The organism is Stenotrophomonas sp. YJH_SMC_6, assembly GCF_059371335.1.
In genome coordinates, this window is sequence record NZ_JCAFUM010000007.1 from 138,500 (window position 1) to 161,898 (window position 23,399).

The 23,399-nt window shown below is 68.9% G+C and carries 20 protein-coding genes; 7 read left to right on the forward strand and 13 right to left on the reverse strand.

Annotated elements, in window-relative coordinates; translation table 11 throughout:
* Positions 1–146: 146 nt before the first annotated feature.
* Positions 147–1,265: an SDR family oxidoreductase gene (locus tag AC5P9N_RS09860; RefSeq protein ID WP_099485048.1), complete on the forward strand. Its 1,119-nt coding sequence runs from the start codon at positions 147–149 to the stop codon at positions 1,263–1,265.
* Here the strand turns inward: AC5P9N_RS09860 and AC5P9N_RS09865 are convergent.
* On the reverse strand, positions 1,222–1,881 hold the full coding sequence (locus AC5P9N_RS09865) for a hypothetical protein (RefSeq protein ID WP_229298702.1): 660 nt from the start codon (positions 1,879–1,881) through the stop codon (positions 1,222–1,224). The genes AC5P9N_RS09860 and AC5P9N_RS09865 overlap by 44 nt on opposite strands.
* 176 nt (positions 1,882–2,057) lie before the next feature.
* Here AC5P9N_RS09865 and AC5P9N_RS09870 point away from each other — a divergent pair, with 176 nt between their 5' ends.
* Together AC5P9N_RS09870 and AC5P9N_RS09875 are read left to right on the forward strand one after the other, a co-directional pair.
* Positions 2,058–2,804: an XVIPCD domain-containing protein gene (locus AC5P9N_RS09870; RefSeq protein ID WP_239500688.1), complete on the forward strand. Its 747-nt coding sequence runs from the start codon at positions 2,058–2,060 to the stop codon at positions 2,802–2,804.
* Between the two features lie 165 nt (positions 2,805–2,969).
* Positions 2,970–3,620 (forward strand): hypothetical protein, encoded by a 651-nt coding sequence (locus tag AC5P9N_RS09875; protein WP_223846457.1) that lies wholly within the window; start codon positions 2,970–2,972, stop codon positions 3,618–3,620.
* On the opposite strand, the gene AC5P9N_RS09880 is transcribed toward AC5P9N_RS09875, so the two are convergent.
* A complete protein-coding gene (locus tag AC5P9N_RS09880; protein ID WP_099485051.1) occupies positions 3,579–4,676 on the reverse strand; it encodes a serine hydrolase domain-containing protein in 1,098 nt (365 codons plus the stop codon). The two genes, AC5P9N_RS09875 and AC5P9N_RS09880, sit on opposite strands and share 42 nt — an antisense overlap.
* Before the next feature lie 191 nt (positions 4,677–4,867).
* Here AC5P9N_RS09880 and AC5P9N_RS09885 point away from each other — a divergent pair, with 191 nt between their 5' ends.
* Together AC5P9N_RS09885 and AC5P9N_RS09890 are read left to right on the forward strand one after the other, a co-directional pair.
* Complete coding sequence (locus AC5P9N_RS09885; protein WP_019661969.1) at positions 4,868–5,254, forward strand: BlaI/MecI/CopY family transcriptional regulator; 387 nt, start codon at positions 4,868–4,870, stop codon at positions 5,252–5,254.
* 3 nt (positions 5,255–5,257) lie between these two features.
* Positions 5,258–7,246 carry a M56 family metallopeptidase gene (locus AC5P9N_RS09890; protein WP_099594704.1) on the forward strand — a complete coding sequence of 663 codons (1,989 nt, stop codon included), beginning with the start codon at positions 5,258–5,260 and terminating at the stop codon, positions 7,244–7,246.
* A 65-nt stretch (positions 7,247–7,311) separates the two neighbouring features.
* On the opposite strand, the gene AC5P9N_RS09895 is transcribed toward AC5P9N_RS09890, so the two are convergent.
* The 3 genes from AC5P9N_RS09895 to AC5P9N_RS09905 all read right to left on the reverse strand — a co-directional run bounded on the left by AC5P9N_RS09895 (position 7,312) and on the right by AC5P9N_RS09905 (position 11,201).
* Positions 7,312–7,626 (reverse strand): I78 family peptidase inhibitor, encoded by a 315-nt coding sequence (locus AC5P9N_RS09895; RefSeq protein WP_005407518.1) that lies wholly within the window; start codon positions 7,624–7,626, stop codon positions 7,312–7,314.
* A 66-nt stretch (positions 7,627–7,692) separates the two neighbouring features.
* The gene (locus AC5P9N_RS09900; protein ID WP_060380950.1) at positions 7,693–8,715 is read right to left on the reverse strand and encodes a ribonuclease H-like domain-containing protein; all 1,023 of its coding nucleotides are present in this window, start codon (positions 8,713–8,715) and stop codon (positions 7,693–7,695) included.
* The gene (locus AC5P9N_RS09905) at positions 8,712–11,201 is read right to left on the reverse strand and encodes a DEAD/DEAH box helicase (RefSeq protein ID WP_049395469.1); all 2,490 of its coding nucleotides are present in this window, start codon (positions 11,199–11,201) and stop codon (positions 8,712–8,714) included. Before AC5P9N_RS09905 ends, AC5P9N_RS09900 begins: the two co-directional genes overlap by 4 nt.
* A gap of 211 nt (positions 11,202–11,412) precedes the next feature.
* Between AC5P9N_RS09905 and AC5P9N_RS09910 the strand changes: the two genes are divergently transcribed.
* Both AC5P9N_RS09910 and AC5P9N_RS09915 read left to right on the forward strand, forming a co-directional pair.
* Positions 11,413–11,931, forward strand: coding sequence for a hypothetical protein (locus tag AC5P9N_RS09910; RefSeq protein ID WP_062606887.1), 519 nt, complete (start codon positions 11,413–11,415; stop codon positions 11,929–11,931).
* Between the two features lie 40 nt (positions 11,932–11,971).
* Positions 11,972–12,646 (forward strand): hypothetical protein, encoded by a 675-nt coding sequence (locus AC5P9N_RS09915; protein WP_033834590.1) that lies wholly within the window; start codon positions 11,972–11,974, stop codon positions 12,644–12,646.
* A 59-nt stretch (positions 12,647–12,705) separates the two neighbouring features.
* On the opposite strand, the gene AC5P9N_RS09920 is transcribed toward AC5P9N_RS09915, so the two are convergent.
* The 8 genes from AC5P9N_RS09920 to AC5P9N_RS09955 are packed head-to-tail and all read right to left on the reverse strand — an operon-like array spanning position 12,706 to position 23,392.
* On the reverse strand, positions 12,706–14,514 hold the full coding sequence (locus tag AC5P9N_RS09920) for a hypothetical protein (protein WP_099484011.1): 1,809 nt from the start codon (positions 14,512–14,514) through the stop codon (positions 12,706–12,708).
* Positions 14,511–16,676 (reverse strand): hypothetical protein, encoded by a 2,166-nt coding sequence (locus AC5P9N_RS09925; RefSeq protein ID WP_099484012.1) that lies wholly within the window; start codon positions 16,674–16,676, stop codon positions 14,511–14,513. Before AC5P9N_RS09925 ends, AC5P9N_RS09920 begins: the two co-directional genes overlap by 4 nt.
* Positions 16,673–17,794 (reverse strand): BatA domain-containing protein, encoded by a 1,122-nt coding sequence (locus AC5P9N_RS09930; protein ID WP_208180499.1) that lies wholly within the window; start codon positions 17,792–17,794, stop codon positions 16,673–16,675. The genes AC5P9N_RS09925 and AC5P9N_RS09930 overlap by 4 nt, the downstream gene beginning before the upstream one ends.
* Complete coding sequence (locus AC5P9N_RS09935; RefSeq protein WP_099484013.1) at positions 17,791–18,687, reverse strand: DUF58 domain-containing protein; 897 nt, start codon at positions 18,685–18,687, stop codon at positions 17,791–17,793. Before AC5P9N_RS09935 ends, AC5P9N_RS09930 begins: the two co-directional genes overlap by 4 nt.
* 7 nt (positions 18,688–18,694) lie before the next feature.
* Complete coding sequence (locus tag AC5P9N_RS09940) at positions 18,695–19,678, reverse strand: AAA family ATPase (RefSeq protein ID WP_005407527.1); 984 nt, start codon at positions 19,676–19,678, stop codon at positions 18,695–18,697.
* 16 nt (positions 19,679–19,694) lie between these two features.
* Positions 19,695–20,402: a DUF4159 domain-containing protein gene (locus AC5P9N_RS09945; RefSeq protein WP_099484014.1), complete on the reverse strand. Its 708-nt coding sequence runs from the start codon at positions 20,400–20,402 to the stop codon at positions 19,695–19,697.
* On the reverse strand, positions 20,402–21,736 hold the full coding sequence (locus tag AC5P9N_RS09950) for a TldD/PmbA family protein (protein WP_005407529.1): 1,335 nt from the start codon (positions 21,734–21,736) through the stop codon (positions 20,402–20,404). Before AC5P9N_RS09950 ends, AC5P9N_RS09945 begins: the two co-directional genes overlap by 1 nt.
* 21 nt (positions 21,737–21,757) lie before the next feature.
* Complete coding sequence (locus AC5P9N_RS09955; RefSeq protein WP_099484015.1) at positions 21,758–23,392, reverse strand: TldD/PmbA family protein; 1,635 nt, start codon at positions 23,390–23,392, stop codon at positions 21,758–21,760.
* Between the last annotated feature and the right edge of the window lie 7 nt (positions 23,393–23,399).

The window sequence follows — 23,399 nt, forward strand, 5'->3', positions numbered from 1 at the left end:
CATCATGGACACGGCGCGCTCACTGCCGCCAACAGCAGGGGTGGAGACACTGCAGGAGCGGCGGATGCCGCCCCCGGTACTGCGGCGCATGCGCCCGGTAGTGCCGGCCGCTGGCCGGCAATCCCATTCCCCCCGAGGAGACCTCCATGGCCACCACCAGGAAAACCCCCGCCCGCCGCAAAGCCTCACCCAAGGTGCGCAAAGGCAGCACTGCAACCAGGACCATCGCCGACCCCGATCGCCCGCGCGTGGTGAAGACTGCAACCCGCAAGGCCGCCGCCAGCGATCCCCGCGCCGCCCGCGTTGCGGCACGGCAGCGGCGCCTGCAGGACCAGGAGAAGGCCAAGGACGCCCGCGCGGCCAAGAAGGCAACCAAGAAGGCAACAAAGAAGACCGCGACCCAGGCCGGAGCACGACGCCAGCCGGAGGCGATGCCGGCGCAGCAGCTGGCCAAGCCCGGGCACGAACACGAACTGGAGCTGGCGCCGCGTTTCCTTGCACCCGACTACACCGGCAGCGGCAAACTGCAGGGCATGCGTGCGATCGTCACCGGTGGCGATTCCGGCATCGGCCGCGCGGTGGCGGTGCTGTTCGCACGCGAAGGTGCCGACGTGGCCGTGCTGCACCTGGACGAGGCCGAGGACGCGGACATCACCCGCCAGCACGTGGAGCGCGAAGGCGGTCGCTGCGTGGTGATCGCCGGTGACGTGCGCGATCCGCGCTTCTGCAACAAAGCGGTGAAGCAGGTGGCCAAGGCGTTCGGCGGCATCGATATCCTGGTCAACAACGCCGCGTTCCAGCTGCACTGCGAGCGGCTGGAAGACCTGGAAGACGCGCACCTGCAGGAGACCCTGCAGACCAACATCGGCGGGTACATCCAGATGGCGCGCGCGGTGCTGCCGCATCTGGGCGAGGGCGCCAGCATCATCAACACCGGTTCGGAAACGGGAATCTTCGGCAGCAAGGCGCTGATCGATTACTCGGCGACCAAGGGCGCGATCCACGCGTTCACCAAATCGCTGGCCAGCCAGCTGCTGCCGCGCGGCATCCGGGTCAACTGCGTGGCGCCGGGGCCGGTATGGACGCCGCTCAACCCGGCCGACAAGCCGGCGCAGGACGTGGCGGAATTTGGCAAGGACAGCGACATGGGCCGGCCTGCACAGCCCGAGGAACTGTCGCCGGCCTACGTGTTCCTGGCCTCGCCGGCCTGTGCCAGTTACATCAGCGGGGTGATCCTGCCGGTGATGGGCGGGCCACGAGGGTGAACAGCACTACGGCGTGGCGTCTGCTGAACGGGGCTTCGCGCAGGTGTGTGGCGTGTGTCAACGGCTGCGCCGGTGCGGTGGGGGTAGGCTGGACTCCCATACCGATCGCGTTCAGGGAAAGATCATGCCGGAGATGGATATCAGCGCAGCGGCCGATGAAGTCGTCGCCCTGTTGCGGCAGAACGATGCCCGTGGCGCGGCCGCCCGCCTGGCGGCCCTGCACAACGGCCAGCGTGCGGTGGTGCAGGAATCGCTGGATCGCTACATCGCGGCGCGGGGCGCCACCGAGCTTGAGGCGCTGCGACGGAGCGGTGGCGTATCCGCCACCGACGCGGCCACGGTCAACCCGATGCTGGATCGCCTGAGCGACGCGACGCGCCCACCGCGCATGCCCGACGCCGCGGAGACTGCTGGCCTGAGCCAGGCCCAGCAGTACGACGTGTATGGCAGCATCGTGGCCCAGCGCGGCAACGCCGCGGCGAACGATGCGATGGCCACGCAGGATCGCGTGGTGCTGGGGCTGCGCGACGAGAACCGCACCACCGAGGCGCGAGGACGTGGTGTCTACGACGACCGCATCGTGGTGCTGTGGAAGGATGCGCAGGGCCACGGCCATGTGCGCGAGTTCAACCAGGCCACGACAGAACCGACCGCCCAGTACGACGGACACGCCAAGACCACGCCACGCAGCTCTGGCTTCGGCAACGTGGCGCCGCGTACCAAGACCGAGGGCGAGGACGTCAACGGCGACCGGGTCAAGGATCTTGGACGGTTGGCGAAGGCACCACCGAGATGCGCGCGACCACGCATCCGCGCAACGGCCATCCCGATGAGTTCGCGTTGCGCCCTTCGCAGGCGGCCATCACCGCCGGCGCTGGACGGGTGGAGCGCGACAGCAATGGCGATGGCTGGTTCGATGCGCGCGATACCCAGGGCGTGCAGGACCTCAACGACACCTTCAAGATCCATCGTGGCAGCCGGTCCAATACCGATTCGGCGGGCTGCCAGACCATCGGCGGCGGTGAGTACGACGACTTCGTGGCGACGGTACGCGGCACCCCCGGGCAGAACCGCTGGCAGTATGTGCTGACCTCGGTTGCGCCGGGCCAGGCGCGCGGGCTGGGACAGGACACGCCGCTCGCGGCCAATGACGATCCCCGGCAGCCGCAGCACCGCGACCATGCCCTGCGGCAGCAGATCAGCACGCACCTGCAGGCCTTGGGTGGGCGCTACGCCGAGCACGCCGATGACTACAGCCTGGTGATGCTGCGCGAAGCGAAGGCCGCAGGCATCACCCGGGTCGACCAGATCGTGGCCAGCAATCCCAGTGGCGGCCGCGCTGCGGGTGAGACACTGTTCCTGGTGCAGGGCAGTCCGGGCGATCCGGCGGCCGTGCGCGCAGGCGTCAACGCAGCCGAGGTGCGCGAGACTGCGGTGGAAACCAGCCTGCGCCAGCTGCAGCAGCAAGCGCGCGAACAGGGTGCACCCGTGCCCGCGCCGGCACAGCAGCACGAAGCACCCGCGATGGGAGGACGTTGAAGGATGGTCCGTCTACCCTTGATGTCCGGTTTGCCGTGGGTGTTGCTGCTGGCGTGCAGCGCATGCGCACCCGCCGGGGAGCACACCGTGCCGGTCGCACCCGCTGCGAAGCCTGAGGCGAAACCGGAGACCTTGCCTGCGCAGGCAGGACCCACTGAACGCGGATTGCCTGCGTTACCGGAAGCTTCCGGCAGCGCCCATTCCGGCGGCCGCTACGCTGCGCTGCCCGAACCGGCCAGGCGGGTGCTGGCGCAGTTGAAGTGCAACGTGGAGAGTGCCGGCAATGCGCAGGTGCTTTCCATTCCCGCGCAGGGTGGCCAGCAGGATTTCATGGTCACCGATCGCAGCGGACCGCGTTTCCGCTACTGGATGCGCTCGTTCTCCAGCAGTGGCGGTACCACCGGGTATCTCGTGCAGCTGCAGGACTGCCCAGCAACCACCACGGGCATGCGCGCCTACATCGCGCAGGGAGCCGCACCGCTGCAGGATGTCACCGCGTCGTTGCTGGCGCAGGCCGAGCTGCCTGATGCGGCGACGATGACGGCTTACCAGGACAGGGGCGCGGGCGATCTGTTCGCCTTCATCGGGCAGCTGGACAAGGTGCCGGTGGTGCGCTGGGTGGCCGAAGCCGACCCCGAGCAGCCATTGGCCGACGCTGCGCGCAGCTTCGACCATGGCAATGTCATCCACGGCGGTTTCCTGCGCTGGAACCAGGATCACTTCGAAGTGGCCAGGACCGTGCCGGCCGGGCTATGGCCCTGCGATGACAGCCCGCTATTGCCGTGCAGGGGCGACCCGTTCGTGACTGGGCGTTGAGGCATCGCGCGCATAGAAATCGGCAATGCGTGGAATGAACTGCTGCGGATTGGCACCGACAAGATTGGTCAGCACCACCACCGCCACGCCGCGCTCGGGATAGACCACGAACGCCGAGCGCGCACCGCCGATACCGGCCACTTGAAGGTCGGGCGATGCGCGCAGTACCGGCCAGCCCCCCGCCCACGGGCCGGCACGGCCATCCGCCAGGCGCTCTGCGCTCCACATCCGCCGCAGGGCGGTCTCCGGCAGCAGGCGACCTTCGGTCAGCGCGACCAGCCAGCGCGCGGTGTCGTCGGCGGTGGTGAGGATGCCGCCACCGGCCCACAGCGAAGGCGGTATGTCGTAGAACCAGTGCGACAGGCGGGACGGTGCATCCGCAGCGTCGGTGGCACGCGGGGCCAGGCTGTACATCGTCGCCGCATCCGGAATCAGGTCGTAGCTGTCGCCGAAGGTGGTGCGGGCCATGCGCGCGCTGCTGAACTGGCCGGTGGCGAGGAAACGTTCGTAGGGCATGCCGGATTGCTTTGCGATGATCCGTGCCAGCAGTACGTAGTTGGTCTGGTTGTAGGCGAAGCGCTGCCCGGGTTCGGCTTCGAGCGGCTGCGCAGTGACGGCCGCCCACGCCTGCGCTTCTGAGCCACCGCCCAGCAGTCCCTTCGCATCAAGGATGTCCGGAAGGCCGGAGGTATGCGCCAGCAGCTGGTGTACGCGTACGTCGCTCCACGCTGGCGGAAGATCATCCAGGTAGCGCGAGGCCGGCGCGTCCAGATCCAACTGGCCCTGCTGGGCCAGCTGCGCGGCGGCCACGCCGGTGAACGCCTTGGTGGCCGAATTGAGCGGGAAACGGGTGTCGCGCGAGGCAAGCACACCGTTCTCCACGTTGGCCAGCCCGTAGGCCTCGGACAACACCGTCTGCCCGTCCTTGACCACCGCGATCTGCAATCCCGGGATGCGCTGCTCCAGCATGATCTGGCGGATCAGGCGGCGGGTCTGGTCGTTGGCCTGGTCCTGGCTGGCAGAGACGGCGGCGAAGGGCAGTGCACTGATGAGCATGAGCAGGACTCGGAGCATTGGGCGGGACATGCGGAATTCCAGCGGGGCGTTGCGGATCGGATGCAGCGGGCGGGTCAAAGGTTTAAGCGCTCGGTGGTGCCTACCGTTCGTCGGCCCATGACTTCCGGGGGGTTGACTACAGTTGTCGTCAAGCTGACAGTGACGACACGTGTAGTCAAGGGAGTGGTGTCATGCGTGGCAAGACCATCGGGGACCAGGAACTGGCCCTGCTGCAGTACATCGATGAACATGCGCCGGCCAGCGTCGGCGAGGTTGCCAGTGGCTACGGCGAGGCCCGCGGCCTGGCCCGTTCCACCGTGCTGACGATGATGGAGCGGCTGCGGGCGAAGGGGTATCTTCAGCGCCGGCAGCAGGACGGCGTCTACCGCTACCAGGCCACTCGTGGCCCGCAGAGCGTGCTGCAGGGTGCCGTGGCCCAGTTCGTCGACAACACCCTGCAGGGCTCGGTGTCGCCGTTCGTGGCCTACCTGTCGCAGCGCCAGCAGGTCAGCGACAACGAACTGGCCGAGCTGGAAGCGCTGGTCGCCCAACTCCAATCGCGTCGCCACGAGGGCTGAGCCATGGACACCACGATGCTGATCCCGATGCTGGAACGGTTGGGCTGGACCAGCCTGCAGACCGTGCTGCTGGTGGCGCTGGTGTACGGCCTGTGCCGCGCGCTGCCGTCGCTGTCGGCGGCGACCCGCTGCCGCCTGTGGTGGCTGGTCTCGCTGCAGGCCGTGCTCGGCCTGTTCTGGAGCCAGCCGTTGCAGTTGGCCTGGCTGCCGGCGCCGCAGGCGGTGGCGATGACCGCGACCGACGTGGCCGCTGACATCGTCTACCCGCTGGCCCCGGAGGCCTCTGCACAGTTGCTGGCCGCGATGCCGCTGCCCGCGGCCGAAGTACCGGCAGTTGCGTGGTGGGCGGTCGCACTGTCCGCGCTGTGGCTGTCCGGCGTGCTGGTGATGGCGCTGCGCACCTTCGGTGAGTGGCGCCGCTGCCGCGCACTGCTGGCTGCGGCGTATCCCTGCGAGGACGAGGCGCTGGTGCAGGCCCTGCAGCTGGCCTCCGATGCCCACGGCGTGCGCCGTGCGCCGCGGCTGTGGATGAGCACGCAGGTGGACGCACCGCAGCTGGTCGGGCCGTTCCGCCCGGTGCTGCTGCTGCCGGCCGGCGACAACGTCCTGCAGGGCGATGCGCTGGACCTGGCACTGACCCACGAACTGCAGCACCTGCAGCGCCGTGACCTGCAATGGGGCCTGCTGCCCGCGCTGGCCCAGCACCTGTTCTTCTTCCACCCGCTGCTGCGCCTGTCGGTGCGCGAATACGCGCAGGCCCGCGAGGAAGCCGTGGATGCGGCGGTGGTCGGCCAGCATGGCGCCAGCCGCCAGGCCTATGGCCGCCTGTTGCTGCAGCTGGGCGTGGCCCCGCAGCCGCATCTGGGCGTGGCCAGCGCCGCACCGAGCACCACCAGCCTCAAGCGTCGCCTGCTTTCGCTGCAGTCGCACCGGTCCTGCCCGCGTCTGCTGGCGGTGGCGCTGACCGCTGTGGTGGTGGTGGTGGGCGTGGCGCCGATGCGGCTGGTCGCAGCGCCGGTGCCGCCGGCCCCGCCCGCACCTCCGGCCGCCCCGAAGGCCGTGGTGCCGCCCCCGCCGAAGGCTCCGGAAGCCCCGCCCGCACCAGCCTCGGCCGCGCGCGTTCCGGCCGAGCCGGTGGCTCCCGCACCGCCCGCAGAACCGGCCGATATGGAAGAACCCTCCGGTCCTGACGATGCCGATGTGGCCGATGTCGACGATGCCGCTGGCATGGATGAGGACCATGACGGCACGACCACCACCTCCTCCATCACGACCTACGGTCGCCTCGATCTGGGCAAGTCGCCCCGGGAGGCCTTCGTGCTGGTCGATGGTGATTCGACCTTCGCCAACGGCGGCATGGACGACGTGATGGTGGCCCGCAGGCAACTCGGCAAGGGCCCGGCGCTGTGGTTCCGCCAGGGCGACAAGCGCTATGTGGTGCGCGACCCGATGTTGATCCAGTCGCTGCAGCGCGCCTATGCCGGTGCGGCGGACCTTGGTCGCCAGCAGAGCGAACTGGGCCGCCAGCAGAGTGCGCTGGGCCGCCAGCAGGGCGACCTGGGCAAGCAGATGGGTGAGATGGGGCGTCTGCAGGGTGAAGAGGCGCGCCGCCTGGCACTGGCCGCAGCGGAGGCCGCGCGCAGTGCGATGGCCGCGCATGACATCAACCGCGAAGCGGCGGCCGAAGCGGCGAAGGCGGCGCGGGGCGCGACCAACGACGCGGCGGTTGCACGTGAGGCCGCACGTGAGGCTGCCGCCGAGGCGCGTCGTGCGATGCAGGAAGTGGACAACGAAACCGCGCGTGCCAGCCGCACCCGCGCCATGCAGCGCCTGGCCAGCCAGCAGTCTGAACTGGCCAGCCGCCAGGCGACGCTGGGCAGCCAACAGGCCGCGTTGGGCGAGCGCCAGGCACGCGTGCATGCGCAGGCATCGCAGCAGGCGCAGCAGGTGATCGCGCGCGCACTGGCCAGTGGCAAGGCCGAGCGACTCTGATCGGTAGTGCCGGCCGCTGGCCGGCAATGGGGGTGCCGGCCAGCGCCGGCACTACCCTGGGAACATCAACCGCAGCTGGCGCGCTCGATGCGGTTCTGCGCATCCACCTGCACGGTCACGCGGTCCTGGCGGAAGTCCATGGTCACCGCCATGCCCGGCTTGACCACCCGTGCATTGCGCGCACCGCTGTCAGCCACCAGTTTCTTGATCGTGGCTTCGTCGGCGGTCCTGCCGGTGAAGGCGTCCAGCGCCTCCGGTTTGCATTCGTGCGCGGCATCGGCCACGGGCGCTGGCGCGGGATCACGGGAGGTGCTGCTGCCGGCATGACTGCAGGCGGCCAAGGGCAGGATGGCGAGCAGGACCAGGGGATTGAGGCGCATCGTCGGGCTCCAGGCGTGGATGGTGGCGGCAGTGTCACCGCTGCCACCGTCAGGCCGCGTCAAGGCCTATTGACCGACCAGCGCCAGCGTCTCGCGCTCGCGCTGCTCCTCGTGCACCAGCCGTTGCAGCAGCAGGGCCAGGGTCACCACGTCCTGATGGTTGTGGTCGGCCACCCGGCGCAGGTTCACCGCGTCGCCGCCGCGCAGGAAGCGCAGCCATGCGCCCGGCGCTTCCGAGCCGGGCAGGTCGTCCTCGCGCACCACGCGCAGCAGCTGGCGCTCGATGGTGGACAGCCTGCAGTTCTCCCAGGTGCCGCGATAGCGGCGACGGGTGGGGTAGAGCAGGTCCACATGGTCCAGCGCGGTGATCGGATCGCGTTGGCGCGCCAGCCGGTAGCGCGCCTTCAGCAGCGGCGCATCGTAGCTGCGGCCGTTGTAGCTGCAGAACACGGTGGAGGGCTGCAGCCAACTGGCGAAGGTGGCCAGCATCGCTTCTTCCGCAGCCATGGTGGACATCAGCAGCTGGCGGATGCGCAGGCCTTCGCCACGTTGCGGGCACACGTGCCAGTCGGCCGCGCCGATCATGAAGGCACGCGTACCGGTGCCACCGGCCAAGCCCGTGGTCTCGGTATCGAAGAACAGCAGGTCGCGCGCAGCTACATGCTGGTCCTCGCGCTTGGCGAAGGCCAATGACAGCGGGGCGGTCGGGATTGGTTGCGGCTGCAGCGATTCGATCAGGAACAGGCCCGGCGCGATCTCCTCGCCGGGCAACTGACGATCCTGTGCACTGGCGCGTGCCGGCGCGGCTCCACCGCGCGAACGCAGGCCGAGCAGGCGATGCAGACCGCCCACTTCCGGCCGACGCAGCGGTGCGGGTGCCGGTGTGGAGACCGCAGCGCCGGTCGGCTTGTGGCGGATCTCCTGTTCGACCCAGGCGAACACCGAACGTTCGGCCGGTGGTTGCCGCGCATCGTTCGCGGCCACGGGTGCCGGTGGCGCAGGGGGCACGTCCGGCGCGGCCGGTGTGCTCGCCTTCGTGTCGCCGGCCTGCCTGCGCAGCAGGCGCAGCTTGTCCAGGCTCAGGCTCACGGTGCCAGCAGCTCCATCGGGTCGCGCGTGGTCACCACCACGTCGGGCACGTGCTGGCAGGCGTCGGCATCGAACAGGTCGAGCACGCGCAGCGCCAGCGCGCGCGGCGAAGTCTCATCGTCTTCCTGCGCGGCCAGCACCGGGCCCACGCAGGCCGGGCAGCCGGCCCTGCAGTCGCAGCGCTGCACCAGTTCGCGCGCGCGCTGCACCAATTCGGCCTGGCGCTGCCACAGCGGTTCGCTGAGGCCGACGCCGCCGGGGAAGTTGTCGTACAGGTAAACGGTGGGCACGAACTCCTGCAGCAGCTCCACCCCACCGGGATCGCCCTCGCTGCCGCGCAGCTGGCCGCGGCCGCTCTGGTCGGCGATCGCGAACCAGGAACCATCGCCGTTGCCCACCGACTTCTGCAGGTCGCGCGCATCGGCCATCACCGCCACGGTGGCGACGATGTGCAGTGCATACGCGGCGCCGAGGAAGCCATCCAGCGCATCCTGCTTGCTGGCGAACGCGCGCAGCAGCAGCGCCTGCGGCAGCTGCCACCACACCGCAGTGGTGTGCAGTTCCTGGTCGGGCAGGTTCACCGGTCCGTAGCCGATGTTCTCGTGGGTGTAATACCGGATCTTCTTGTAGCCGGCCACGCGGCGCACCACGTGCACTTCGCCATGATGCGAATCGCCACGGCCGGCCACGCCGCCATCGAAACGGTCCAGCACCTTGAGCTTGGTGAAGTCGATGCTGTCGGTGTAGTAGTCCACGTGGGTGCGGGTGACGTAGGCCTTGCGCCCCTCCCAGTCCAGCGTCTCCACCTGGTACGGGGTGGACTGCACCATGTGGATGGCGCCCTCGTACAGGGTGAGCGCGGCGGCGGAATAATCGACCTCGGCGATGATCTGCTGGCGGCCATCGCTGCGGTCGACCACCACGAAGTTGCCGTCGGCCACCGCACGCAGGCTGACCGCGTTGGCCGGATAGCTGTCGGCGATCCATTCCCAGCGCTCGCCTTCGCGGTGGATCACTTCTGTCTCTGCCAGCGCTTCCAGGAACACCTCCGGATCGATCGGGCCGAAGCCATCGCCGACCCGGAACGGCAGCTCGAAGGCCGCGCAGCGGATATGGTCGAACAGGATCAGCGGCTGGTCCGGCGCGATGCGCGCGTGCTCGGGCGAGGCCTCGGCGAAGAAGTCCGGGTGGCGAACCACGTACTGGTCCAGCGGCTGCGAGCTGGCCACCATCACTCCCAGTGCGGGTTGCTGGCGGCGGCCGGCGCGGCCGAAGCGCTGCCAGGTGGCGGCCACGCTGCCGGGGTAGCCGTTGAGGATGACCACGTCCAGACTGCCGATATCCACGCCCAGTTCCAGTGCCGACGTGCTGACGATGCCGTCGATGTTGCCGGCACGCATCGCGCGCTCGGTCTCGCGCCGCTCGGTGGGCAGGTAGCCACCGCGGTAGGCGCGGATGCGCGGCGGTTTGCGCGGGTCGTGGTCGAAGATGTCCTTCAGGTACTTGGTCAGCACTTCCACCATCAAACGTGTCTGCGCGAACACCAGGGTCTTCAGCCCGGACTTGATCGCGATGCGCGCGATGCGGTTGCTCTGTGAGCGCGCCGAGGCGCGCAGGCCCAGGTCCGGATTGATCACCGGCGGGTTCCACAGCAGCACCTGTTTCGGCCCGCTGGGCGCACCGGATTCAGTGATGGCAGTCACCGGGGCCTCGATCAGCGCCTCGGCATGCGCCTGTGGGTTGCCGATGGTGGCCGAGCACAGGATGAACTGCGGTTGCACGCCGTAGAACGCGCAGATGCGCTTGAGCCGGCGCAGCACGTTGGTGACGTGGCTGCCGAACACGCCGCGGTAGGTGTGTACCTCGTCGATGACGATGTAGCGCAGGTTCTCGAAGAACTGCGCCCACTTGGTGTGATGCGGCAGGATGGCCTGGTGCAGCATGTCCGGGTTGGACACCACGATGTCGCCATGCAGGCGGATGGCCTGTCGTGCATCGCCGGGCGTGTCGCCATCGAAGGTGAAGGCCTTTACGCCCAGATCGCCGGCGCGGTTGAGTTCCAGCAGCTCGGCCACCTGGTCCTGGGCCAGTGCCTTGGTCGGGAACAGGTACAGCGCCTTGGCCTTGTCCTGCATTGCCGCGCTGACCACCGGCAGGGTGTAGCACAGCGACTTGCCGCTGGCGGTGGGGGTGACGATGGCCACGTGCTCGCCGCGCTGGCTGGCCTCCCAGGCTTCGGCCTGGTGGCTGTAGAGCTGTTCGATGCCACGCGCCTTCAGCGCAGCGGCCAGGGCAGGCGGAACTGAATCGGGAATGGGCGCATAGCGGCCTTCGCGGCCGGGAATGGCAAAGCTGCCGGTGATGCGGTCCTGGTAGCGGCGCTGCAGGCGCGCGCTGAGCAGGGCGCCGTCGCGGGCGGGCAGGCCGTCGCGCGTGGCGAGCTTCTGCTCGGCATCGGCGGTGCGCTTGGCGAGTTCGTAGGCCATGGAAGATGGAGCCGGGACGGATTGCGAGGGGTCACATGGCACCACACTCACGTCTCAGGATGTGAGACACCGCACACGGAGGGCGTGAACCGTTCAGTGCCCGCGTCCCGTGGCGTCGCCGCATCTCCCCTGGCTGAACAGCTGCCAGTGCAGCAACGAAATCTGAAGCCGGCATCCGTATCCTTGGGCGCTGGACGCAACCAACAGGTGGATGGCTGTGGCACGACGTGGAACGCAGGGAGCCCTCCTGGCCGGCATGCTGCTGGCCGGCATCGCGCAGGCGCAGCAGGCCACGCCGGTGGCGGTGCCCGATCCTGCGCCCGTTCCCCCGGTGGATGCTTCGGCGGCAACCACCGCACCGATCTCCACCGCTCTGCCGCAGGACAACGTCACCACCCTCGGCGAAGTGCGTGCGCTCAAGCCGGAAGACGAGCCGCTGGATCTCTACCGCTTCAAGAACCCGGTGAAGTTCGGCGACAACCGCTTCAGCCGTGACTGGAGCGAACCGCCATCGCCGGAGCAGGTGAGCATGGGCGGCGGCTACATCATGATGGGCGTGGTCAAGGGTGTGATGGCGGCGGCCAAGGGCGTGAACAAGCTCACGGGTGGACCTTCGCAGATCCAGGCCGCCGTGGCGCGGCCGCCGCCGGAACTCAGTGCGGAACAGCAGCGGCGCGCGCTGCTGTTCTCCCAGGAACAGAATGCTGGCGACGCGCCGCCGGTGAAGTAGGCCGGTATATCCTGCCGGCTTCCCCACCAATAGTGCTGCCATGTTCCTGCGTTCGATCTGCCTGATGGCCGCGTTGCTGCCGGCCTCCGCCTTCGCTTCCGGCATCGCCGATGACGGCGCCTGCCGCAACGGCGCGTTCCCGTCCGAACAGAGCCGGTTCGCACTGGCGCGGGTGGTCGATGCACCGCGCCTGTACCTGCTTGGCGACATGGACGGCTGCCCGGCCAAGGGCGAACCGGCCTGCCGACAGCGCAGCTATGTGGTCAACGGCGATACGGTGGTGACCGGGCGCGACCTGGGCGCTTATCGCTGCGCGTTCTTCCCGAACAGGGTGGGTGGCAGTGCCGGCTGGGTGGACCGCAGCAAGCTGCAGCCATTGCCGGTGGCCGTGCCGTCGCTGCAGGACTGGGCGGGCAACTGGAAGGACGGCGACAACGGCCTGCGCATCACCGTGCAGGGTGGGCAACTGCATGTGGAGGGGGACGCCTACTGGCCCTCCGCCAACCCCACGCCGGAGCAGCGTCCCTACGGACCGAACATGGGCCAGGTGGAAGCGCGCGCCGCGCCGCGCGGTGCCGACGTCGAGTTCGTCGAGGATACCTGCAAGGTACGCGTGCATTCGCTGGGCGAGGTGCTGATCGTGGCCGACAACAGCGAATGCGGTGGCATGAACGTGCGCTTCAACGGCGTGTACCGGCGCGCGGGCTCGCGTTGAAGAACGCCTGACGGAGGGGGTCAGAGCCCTTTCGCGGGCGAAAGGGATCCGACCCCGGGTCAGCGCCGCCGTTCCAGCCACCACAGCAGCGATGCGCACAACACGAACGCCAGCCACCACGGCCAGCGTGAGCCCGGCACGGGCTGCATCACCGACGCGTTCGCCGACGTGCTGGAGGCCAACGCCTGCGTGGTCGCATCGATCATCGCCTGCCGATGCAGTGCAGGTGCGTCCTTCGGGTCGAATGCATAGCGCCAGACGATACTGTCGCCATGCCGCAGGCGCTGCCAGCCTGCCTCACGGGGCCACCAGCCGGCGCAGCGCAGCGCCGACGTTGCACCATCGGCGATCAGCGGCACGCTGTCGCCACGCGGGTTGAAGGCCTGCAGCGGCGCCTGCACGCCGCACAGCGCCTGCCGTTCGCCTGCCCAGCTGATCGGCTGTGGTGACCACAGCGCATCACCGCTGCCCTGCGCGCGTGCCAGCGTGGCAACCACGTCGCTCCACAGTTCGCCGTGGCGGTCATCACGGCCTGCCAGCACCCAGCGCCAGCTGTCGGTCAGCGGCAGCAGGCCGATGCGGCCCTTGCCGACCGCGCGCCAGCCGCCGACGGCCTGGCCGCCCCGATCGTGCAGCAGCGCGTTGCTGCCCGGCGCATGCAACGCCAGTGCTTCCAGCGAAGGCAGCGCGGCACTGTGCGAGCTGCGGTCGGCCTCTTCGCCGTAGCCGGTCGGCAATGTGCCAGCGGCGAGCGGGCCACGGCGTGCGGCGAGGATCGCGCTTTCGCCATCGCCGGGAAGTTCGAGGGGGTGGCTGCTGCCATCACCCTGCACTGGCAGGCCCAGATCGCGAAGGCGTTGCCGCGCGCTGGCCGAAGGTGCGCCCGCACTGCGCACCAGCACGCCCAGTCCATCGCGCAGCGCCTGGCGCACGGCGGCCAGCTGGCCCGCACTCAATGCCGCCAGGCTGCGCTCGTCCAGCAGCAACAGATCGCTGCGCGTGAGCGATGCTGCATCGATCGACACCGCGCCATCGCCGATGCTGAGTCCGGCCCCGGTATCCGCCTGCACCTGCACACGGATGCCTGCATCGGCTGCCCAGCGCCGCAGGTACTTCAGCTCTGGACCCGGCGCGCCGGCGCGCACCAGCAGGCGCAGCGGTGCGGACGGCAGGGTCTGCTGCGGCACCGGTACGCTGTCCACCACATGGCCGTCGGCATCGAGCAGGCGCAGCTGGAACACGCTGCGGCCTTCGGCGCGGGCGATGCCACTCAGCTGCACGCGACCGTCGTCGGCAACGTCCGTGCGATCGACCACGCTGTCGGCCGGGTCGAGCAGTTCGGCCTTCGCCTTGGCCGCGCCACGCGCCTGCGCCAGCACGTCGAAGCGGGCACCGGGTGCGACATCGGCCGGCGGCTGCAGCGCGATCCAGCCGCGCGGCTCCGGTGCAGCCTGCCAACGCACATCCGGCGGCAGCACCGCGTCGCGGTCACGTGCGACCAGGCCCGCACCGACCAGCGTCAGCGTGGCGGCCGGATGCTGGCGCAGCGCGATGGCCAGGTCGGGTACGCGCTGTGCGCCGGGCACATCGGCAGCTTCCGGCAACAGCAACAGCGGGCCTTCGCTGGCCGGGAGTGCGCCGGCCTTGCCCGCATCGACGCCAAGCACGACCAGCCCGCCTGCGGGTTGCTGGCGGGTGGGGGGCGCCAGGCAGAAATACAGCAGCGTGGCGACGATGATCTGCAGTGCGATCACGACCCACCGGCGGCCGGGGTGCGCAGTGTCCGCACGCAGCTGGCGCACGCTGGCGATGACCACGATCAGGGCGAGTGCCGGTGCAATCCACAGGTTCACAGCGGAGGCGTTCATGGCTGCGCCTCCAGCGCGTCGAGGTAGCGCTGGCCCATCGCATCGGCGGCACTGCGCCGCATCGCCTGTGGCAGCGGCCGCTGCAGCGCCCGCCACAACTGTGCGCGCAGGCGCTGGCGACAGTCGCCGCAGTCGGGCTCGATGCGCAGCTGCTCGATGGCCGCAGCCAGATCGAGTGCATCGGGCAGGTAGGCGGCGTTGCGCTGCTGCCAGGCCGCCAGCGCATCGAGATCCGGTGCGCCGTTGTCATCACCGAGGCGTTGCCAGGCTTCAACGATGGCCGGGTCCGGCGGGGTTCGCGCGGCCAACGGCAGTTCACGACTGGCCAGTCCGGCGCGATCACCGCCCAGCCGGCGGCTTTCATCGATGGGTGGCAGCTCCGGCCCGACCCGGGCCAGGTAGATGCGCTCGGCCTGCTGCACCTGCTTGATGAAGCCCAGCGCCTTGTAGGCAAATGGCAGCGCCTGCTCCGGGCGGCCCTGGCGCAGCTCGCCTTCGGCCGACCACATCTGGTCCAGCGCGGCCTTCAACGTGGCGCGGGTCTGCGGATCGAGCAGGGTGGTCGCCTCGGCGTGGTCATGGGTGTGCCCGTATTCGGAAAGCACGTCGGTCTCGCTGCCGAACACCGGCGGGATATCTGCGTTGGCTGTACTGCCATGATCGTGGCCATGGTCGTCTTGCGCGCCGGCCTGCGCGCCATGGTCGTGTTCGTGATCGTCGTCGTGGCCGTCTGCGGTCGGCGCATCGCTGGTGGGCAGGTCGCTGGTCGACGGCGGCTTCGGCGCACCTTCGCTTTCCTCGCCCAGGAACTGGCCGTAGCGCAGGCGCAGGATGCGCTGGTCGACACCGATCGCATCGCTGCGCTTCACGAAGTCCTCGGCGGCCAGGCTGCGTCGCTGCCGGATCAGCGCTTCGGCATCGATGATGATCTGCCGCTGGCTGCGGAAGTACGCAGGCAGGGTCTTCTTGATGCGGCCCTCGAGCTCTGCACCGAGCGCGACTTCGGCGCTGGGCAGGCGCAGGATCACGCTGCTGCTGCGCCCGGTCTGCGGGGTGGGTGCATGATTGTCGCGTACCTCCAGCTGGGCGATCACATCGTTGCCAGGCTGCGCGCCCAGCGTAGCCAGATCAAGGGTGTGGGCGAAACGCCGCGCGGTGGCTTCGCCGCTGCCGGCAAGTGTGACGCTGCGCTTCACGAAGGTGATGTTCTCACCGCTGCCCTGGGTAGTGGTGATCGACAGCGTTGCCTGCGCCGCGACACCGTAATCGTCGCTGGCCTCGAAGCGCAGTGCCCACTGCCGTTGCCCCGGCGTGCCCAGCACCAGGCTGGCCGTGGGCTCCAGTACGCGCACGCTGGGTGCACGGTCGGCCACCACATCCAGCCGATGCAGGCGGGTCTCTGCCAGTGCCGGTTCGCTCACCACGCGGTACAGCAGCGGCATACGTGCCACATCCTGCGCCTGCCACTGTCCTTCGCGCTCGCTCAGTGGCAAGCGGCGACCATCGTGGAACTGCAGCCACGCCTTGTCCGGGGCGCGGTCGAAGCGCAGGGACCAGGACAGCCGGCTGTCGGCGGCAACCTTCGCATCCAGCGTATTCTGGGTGAGCGTGGCCTGGCCGGTATAGGCCGGCGCGTCGATGCGCAGGCGGGTGGACTGCAGGCGCAGCGGGCCCGCAGCAGCAGCGCTGCCAGGCACCGGCGTGCGGACAGGCACGGAGCCGGGGCTGGAACGTGGCCAGCCGAATGCCAGCACAACAATGGCCAGGCCTGCGATCCAGCACAGCGCCAATGCCCCACGCGGCCAGCGTGGACGCAGCTCCGGCATCGCGCATTCCAGCATGGCCAGCACATGCGTGCGCTGGCGCTGCTGCAGCGGATTGAGCGTGGCGGCATCGGCGAACAGCAGATCGGCACTGTCCTCGCTGGCACCGCTGCCATCGAGCTGGCGCTGCAGCCACTGCCGGTCCAGCTGGCGGGCACGCGCAGTAGCGAAGGCCGCACACGCGAGCAGACTGACCGTGCCGACGACGCAGGCGATATCGAAGCCCGCAAGACGCAGGGCCGGCACCGTGGCGGCCAGCGCCCATGGCAGGCCCAACAGCAGGGTGATGAGCGCACGGCGGCGGCGTGCGCGTTGCCAGGCGTGCTGCAGGGTGTTCATGCGGCCACCCTGCGCCGGGCGCTGCTGGCCATCCAGCGTTCCAGCGCGAACAGCAGCACGACGGCCAGCAACAGCCAAGGCGTGGGCTCACGCAGCGGTGGTGTTGCAGCAGGCAATGCGGCCCGCTGCGGTGCCTGGTCACGTGCATCGCCCAGGCGCGGGGCCGTAGGCGGCTGCAGCGCCAGCAGCAGGGCACGTGGCAGGCGCGGATCGCGCAGCGCAGGGTTGCTGGCGGCATTCCAGTCACCCGGCAGCGCCAGCAGATAGCCGTGGCCGATGCGTTGCTGCCACAGCAGCGGTGCGCCCTCGGCATCGCGCAGCAGGATGCGGGCGCTGGCAGCAGGCTTGCCGGCAGTCATGACACGACCGCCGCCGCGCAGCCACGCCTGCCAGTTCGCCGGCAGTGCATCGCTGCGGCTCCACACGCCGATCTCACCGCGCTCCGGAAGGGCATCCGCCGGCAGCGGAGCAAGCGGTGCCTGCACGCCCCACGCGCGCTGCAGTGCGTTCAACCAGCGCTGGGCAGTGGCCGAAGCATCGCTGTGCACGCGCAGGCGCGGCGACGTCGCGGCACTCGGCTGCGCAGTGACCGGTATCGGCTGCGTGTGCCACTGCACGTCGCGCGACAGCTGCAGGCGGGCACCATCCAGGCCGGGCAGGGGATCGGGAACGTGCACGGTCAATGCGGTGCCGACGGGCAGCTGCGCGTCCAGTTCGCGCAGCAGGCTGGGCAGGGAGTCGGTGGCTGCAGGGGGTGCCTGATCAATGGCGGGGAAGCCGGGTGCCAGCCAGTGCCAGTTGCCATCCTCGGCCGTTCCACGCAGGGTCGTAGCATCCAGTCCCGGCGCTACCACGGTCCATGCAGCGGGAGGCGCCGTCGGGCCAGTCAACACAGGTCGTGCCAGCAGCAGGGCCAGTGCGGCCAGCAACAGCAGGCGCACCAGCAGCAACGGCCAGTCATCGAAGCGGATGCGCTGGCGTGGCCGTATCTGCGCGCGCAGCCAGCGCAGCGCGGCGAAATCCAGTGGCATGTACGGATGGCGGCGGGCCAGGTGGATCAGCAGCGGCAGCAACCCTGCAGCGAGCGCGGCCAGGCCGAGCGGGAACAGCAGGGTCATGCATCGCCCCCACGGCCAAACAGCGCCTGCAGCGCCTGGTCCAGCGGCTGGTCGAGCCAGCCGGTGGCACTGGCAATCCCGTTGGCCTGCAGGCGCGCATGCAATGCGCTGCGTGCGTCGGCGAAGCGCTGCAGGTAGTCAGCGCGGATCGCCGCGCCATCGCCCAGCAGTTCCTCGCCGGTCTCCGGGTCGCGGAAGCGGTGGCCGGCGTCGAACGGGAAGTCGCGCTCGTCGGCGGTGAGGATCTGCAGCAGTGCCACTTCGCGGCGCGCGCTGGCCAGTTGTTCCAGCAGCACGATGCCGGCATCGTCGAAGCCATCGCCGATTGCCAGCAGCAGGTCGCCCGGGCGCACGCGCTCCCACAGCGGCCGAAGGCGATCGGCCGCAGGCCAGGCGCCGCGCGCCTGCAGGGCATGCAGTTGCAGATGCACGCGATCACGCTGGCGTGCGCCGTTCGCCGCGGGGACCAGCTGCAGGCCATCGCCATTGATTGCCAGCAGGCCGAAACGGTCACCCTGCTGCAAGGCCAGCTCAACCAGGCACGCGGCCACGCCGCGCATATGGTCCAGACGCGAGTGCTGCGGTACCGCGCGATCCGCCTGATTGGCCGAAGCGGTGGCGTCTAGCAGCAGCCAGACCGTGATCGGGCTTTCCCGTTCGGACTCGCGCACGAAGAAGCGGTCCGAGCGTGCATACAGCTTCCAGTCGATCTGGCGGAGTTCGTCTCCCGGTTCGTAGGCACGGTACTGGGCGAATTCGAGGCCGGCACCGCGGCTGCGGCTGGCGTGCTGGCCGATGTCACTGGCACCGCTGGCCAGGCGCGGCCGCAACCGCAGCAGGCGCAGGCGCGCACGCAGTTCCGGCGGCAGGGTCAACGGCGTACCTGCGTTCACGCGTGGCTCAACCCGGGAAGGGCACGGCCTGCAGCAGCGCGGCGACCACGTCGTCGGCACGCTTCTGCTCGGCCTCGGCGGCGAACGACAGCAGCAGGCGATGGCGCATCACCGGCGCGGCCAGCGCCTGCACGTCCTCGCGGGTGGCGGCGAAACGGCCCTGCAGCAGTGCGCGTGCCTTCGCTGCCAGCACCAGCGACTGGCCGGCACGCGGGCCGGCGCCCCACTTCACCCATTGGTTGATCGCCGCCGGAGCACCGTCGCCGGGCCGGCTGGCGCGCACCAGGCGGGTGATCCAGGCCAGCACATCCGGGCTGACATGCACCTGGCGCACCGCGGCCTGCAGCGCGATCACCGCGTCGGCATCCATCACCTTCGGCACCGCGTCGGTGGCACCGCCGGTGGTCTGTTCCAGGATCTGCCGCTCCTCGTCTTCGCTGGGGTAATCCACCAGCACGTGCAGCAGGAAGCGGTCCAGCTGCGCTTCCGGCAGCGGGTAGGTTCCGGCCTGCTCGATCGGGTTCTGCGTGGCCAGCACGAAGAACGGCGCGGGCAGCGCGTAGGTGGTACCAGCGTAGCTGACCGTGCGTTCCTGCATCGCTTCCAGCAGTGCGGCCTGGGTCTTGGGCGGGGTGCGGTTGAGTTCGTCGGCCAGCAGCAGGTGGGTGAAGATCGGGCCCTGCTGGAAGCGGAAGTGGCGATGGCCGGTGCCGTGGTCTTCCTCCAGCAGCTCGGTGCCGAGGATGTCGCTGGGCATCAGGTCGGGGGTGAACTGCACGCGCCGGAACTGCAGCTCCAGTGCCTGGCCGAGCGAGCGCACCAGCAGGGTCTTGCCGAGCCCGGGTGCGCCTTCCAGCAGGCAGTGGCCGCCGGCCAGCAGGCCGATCAGCAGCTGCTCGACCACGGTGTTCTGGCCCACCACTGCGCGTGCGAGCGCGGCGCGCAGCTCATCCAGGCGCGGCAGCAGGGAATCGAGGTCGGGGGAGGTCATGGGCGTGCAGGTCCTATCAGTTGTTCAACGCGTACATCACGATGTTGACGCCGAAGCGGGTGTTGTCTTCGGCCAGGAAGCGCTTGTTGCGCCAGTCGTAGTCCCACTCGCAGCCGTAGTCCTTGTTGCTGTACAGCAGGCCCAGGCGGCCGTCGACCTCGATGCCCTTCAGGTAGTCGTGCACCAGGTCGTCGCCCCAGCCGTTGAGTTCGAAGCTGGTGGCAGGCGGGCCATCCGGGAAGCGGAAGAAACTGCGGTACAGCGGGTGGCTGTTGGGCAGCTTCTGCAATGCCCTGGGCCCGAGCAGGCGACCCATCTGCGCCTCGAACGAGGTAGCGAACAGGCCGTCGATATCGTGGTTGCAGTCGTCGACGAAGACGAAGCCGCCATTGCGCACGTAGCGCACGAAGTTCTGCCGCTCGGCGGCGTTGAATTCCACCAGCGTGTGCCCGGCCAGGTAGCAGAACGGCGCTTCCAGCATGCGTGGGTCGGCCAGCGCCACCACGTGTTCCTGCGGGTCCACGCGCAGCGAGGTGTAGTCGATCAGCGAGGTGATCAGGTTGGACGGCATGCGCGCGTCCACGTCCCAGTCACCGGAGTCGTACTGAAGGCGGGTGAACCAGAAGTCGTAGCGCGAACTGCGCGGGCCTGCCTGTGCCCAGGCTGGCAGCGCCGCCGCCGAAGCGGCAGCGGCCAACCAGCGCAGGCAGGCCCGGCGATCCATCAGACCGCGTCGGACAGCGAAGTGAAGGTGAAATCGCGCAGCTTCATCGGCGGGATCATCATCACGTAGCTGGATTCATCACCGGCCACGCGCACCGGCTTGCCCAGCTCTTCGATGTTGTTGAGCATGATCACCGGCGATTCGTTGAAGCGGAAGTTCTTCACCGGATGCTTGATCTGGCCGTTCTCGATGTAGAAGGTGCCGTCGCGGGTCAGGCCGGTCAGCAGCACGGTCTGCGGATCGACCATGCGGATGTACCAGGTGCGGGTGACCAGGATGCCCTTCTGGGTGCCGCGAACCAGTTCGGCGGTGCTCTTGTCGCCACCGCTCATCAGCAGGTTGCCCGGCGACGCCTTGGCGGTCTTGCCCTGCTTCTGCGCCCAGAAGCGCGAGTAGTCCAGGTTGGCGATCCTGCCGTTCTCGATGATGGCCATGCGCTCGCGGGGCAGGCCCTCGTTGTCCCAGGGCAGCACCGGTGCGTCCGGATGCCAGGGGTCGGCGATCATGGTCACGCGCGGGTCGTAGACCTGCTCGCCCAGCTTGTTGCCGCCGCCCTTCTTGGACAGGAAGCTGCGGCCTTCATCGGCCGAGCGTGCGCTGAAGAAGTTCATCATGAAGCTGATCAGGCCGGCCGCCGCAGCCGGCTCCAGGATCACCGTGTACTTGCCCGGTTCCAGCGCTTTGGCTTCGGCCGATTCGGTGGCCTTGCGCATGGCGATGCGGATGTCCTGGTCCGCCTTGAAGTCAGCCGCATCCTTCAGGTTGCGGCCGACCCAGCCCGAACCACGGCCATCCTCGGTGCGCACGGTGCAGGTGTAATTGAAGTTGGTGGTGCGCTGGTAGGCGAAGTTGCCGTTGCTGTTGGCGGTGGCCTGGAAGCCCTGGCCGTCTTCGAGGAAGCCGGCGGCGATCAGGCCATGGCCACGGCACGGCGCGATTGAATCTGCGGCAACCTTGGCACGGAAAGCCGGATCGATCGCGGCAGTGGATTCGCTGAAGGTGGGGCTGGCGCGGTAGGTCTGCTTGCCGATGGCCGGCATGAACTCCGGGTTTTCCGGGGCCAGGCGGGCCAGGTCTTCGGCACGGCGCACCACGCGTTCCAGCGCGGCATCGTCGAACTCGTTGATCGAGGCCGTGCCGACGCGCTTGCCGAAGGCAACGGTGACCGCCAGTTCGGTGTTGTCGACGATGCCGCTGGTGGAGACATTGTTCAGTGCGAAACGGATGTTGCCGTCGATCGCGCCGGCCAGCACGGCGGTGCATTCGTCGGCCTTGGACAGGGCGATGACCTTGTCGAGGATGGCCTTGGCCTGGGCTTCGGTGAAGATACTCATGGTGTAAGGGCTCCTGACCGATCAGCCGAGGCTGCGTGCGGTGTTGATGACGTTGATGCCGTTGAAGCGCGCGGTGGACGAACCGTGCGAGACCGCCGAGACCTGGCCCGGCTGGCCCTTGCCGTCGAAGAACGAACCGCCCAGGCGGTAGTCACGCTCGTCGGCCACGGCGGTGCAGGCGTTCCAGAACTCCGGCGTGCGGATCTGGTAGGCCACGTCTTCCAGCATGCGGGTGATCTGGCCGTTCTTGATCTCGTAGAACAGCTGGCCGCCGAACTGCGCGTTGTAGCGCTGCTGGTCGATCGAGAACGAACCATCACCGATGATGTAGATGCCGTTCTCCACGTCCTTGATCAGGTCCGGCACGCTCAATGGCTTCTTGCCCGGTGCCATCGACACGTTGGCCATGCGCTGGAACTGCACGCTGGACCACGAGTCGGCATAGCAGCAGCCGTCGGATTCGGTCTTGCCGAGGATGTGGGCCTGGTCGCGGATGGTCTGGTAGTCCACCAGCTTGCCGTTGCTGATCAGGTCCCAGCGCTTGCACTTCACGCCTTCATCGTCGTACGCCACCGCGCCGAGGCTGCCCGGCTGGGTCTTGTCGGCGAAGATGTTGACCAGTTCGCTGCCGTACTGGAAATGCTGTTCGCGCTTGTCCAGGGTGGCGAAGCTGGTGCCGGCGTAGTTGGCCTCGTAGCCAAGCACGCGGTCCAGCTCCAGCGGATGGCCGATCGACTCGTGGATGGTCAGCCAGGTGTGCGACGGGTCGAGCACCAGGTCGTACTTGCCCGGCTTCACCGACGGTGCCTTCAGCTTTTCCTGCGCCTGCCTGGCAGCGGCGATGGCGTCTTCCTTCATGTCGTAGGAAGAACTGTAGTTGACCACGCCATTGGGGCCGACCACCTTGCCCGCGGCGGCGCCATCCAGGTACTCGTAGCCCAGGCCCATCGGCGAGGACAGGCCTGAACGGGTGCGGAACTTGCCGCTGGACTTGTCAATGGCGGTGACCGTCATCGGCGCCCAGATACGGTGCATGTCCTGGTCGATGTAGGAGCCGTCGGTGGAGGCGAAGTACTTCTGCTCGTTGACCAGGAACAGCATCGAGTTGACGAAGCTGGCACCGGCGCCCATTGCGGCGGCGTTGACGTCCAGCAGCAGGCCGACCTTGTCCTTGATCGGCACCTCCATCGCATTCTTGCGGATCGGCGTGCGCCAGCTCACCTCACCGACGCCCGGCGCCTTGGCCAGCTGCACCGGCGCGGTCTGCACGCCGGCATTGGCCTTGGCGATCGCCGCCGCCTGCTGCGCGGCCTTGGCCACATCGGCCGTACCCAGCGCATTGGTGGCGGCAAAGCCCCAGGCACCGTTGACGATCACGCGGATGCCCACGCCGGTGGACTCGGTGTTCACCACGTTCTGCACCTTGTCCTCGCGGGTGATCACGAACTGCCGCAGGTAGCGGCCGATGCGCACGTCGCAGTAGGTGGCGCCGGCCTGGCGGGCGGCGGCCAGCGCCGCATCGGCCAGGCGCTTCTTCAGCCCCAGGTCCAGCGAGCTCTGCAGCTGTTCGGCGGCGATCACCTTGCCGAAGAAGGAGGGCACGATCAGCCCGCCCGCGGTAAGCCCGGTCAGGGCCAGGAAGTCACGTCTTTGCAAGGCTGCT